This window comes from Paenibacillus sp. GCM10027626, assembly GCF_042676285.1.
Lineage (GTDB): Bacteria > Bacillota > Bacilli > Paenibacillales > Paenibacillaceae > Paenibacillus_Z.
Genome location: NZ_JBHTHC010000066.1, coordinates 1 through 789 on the forward strand (window position 1 = coordinate 1; position 789 = coordinate 789).

1 protein-coding gene and 1 pseudogene are annotated in these 789 nt (G+C 52.1%); both read right to left on the reverse strand.

Features of this window, described 5'->3' with window-relative positions:
* Nucleotides 1–616 (reverse strand): IS3 family transposase (locus tag ACFQ0N_RS38225; protein ID WP_379335738.1); only part of this gene is annotated, 616 nt, incomplete at its 3' end.
* Nucleotides 606–789: pseudogene (locus tag ACFQ0N_RS38230) on the reverse strand (IS3 family transposase); the annotation flags it as partial. The pseudogene ACFQ0N_RS38230 and the gene ACFQ0N_RS38225, both read right to left, overlap by 11 nt.

The window sequence follows — 789 nt, forward strand, 5'->3', positions numbered from 1 at the left end:
CTTTCAACAGATCGATATACTTTGGACTCGTAAAATGGCTACCTTGGTCACTGTTGATGATTCCCGGTTTACGCCGCCCCAGCGCCCGTTTCGTGGTCTTGAGTACGAACTCGATTTCAAGGCTCTGGTCCAGCTGCCAGTCTACGATATAGCGGGAATACCAATCCATCATGGCGTACAGGTACATCCAGCCATACTTCATCCGGATATACGTGATGTCCACAGACCACACCTGATCCGGCTGTGTGATGAGCAGCTTCCGTAGAAGATACGGATAGATCCGGTGCTGCAGATCGCGCTTGCTTAGGTTAGGGCCGGGATAGATGGCCATGAGTCCCATTTCCCGCATATAGCGCCGTACGGTGTTCTTGTGAATACCATCTCCTTCCCGGTTCATAATCGCGGCAATCGTCCGATAGCCCATGAACGAATGCTGCGTATAAAGCTCGTCAATCCGGTGCTTGAGGCGAATTTCCTCCGGGGAGGGAGGAACCGGCTTGTAGTACAGGCTGGAGCGATTCAGGCTCAGCAGATCGGCTTGAACGCTGATCGCGTGCTCGGGGCAGTCCCACTCCAGGAGCTCGATACGCTCCTCGCGAGACAGGTTAGAGGCCAGATTTTTTTTTGAGCCACGACAATTGACTGGTCAACTTTCCAATCTCGGCGTAGAGTTCGTTGATCTGATGCTCATACTCGTTTTTCATTTTCGTGATGCCTTTTCGATCATCGACGAACAATTGCGAGAGGTTCTGCACCGCTTCTGCTTTCCACCGGTTGAGGACATTCGTA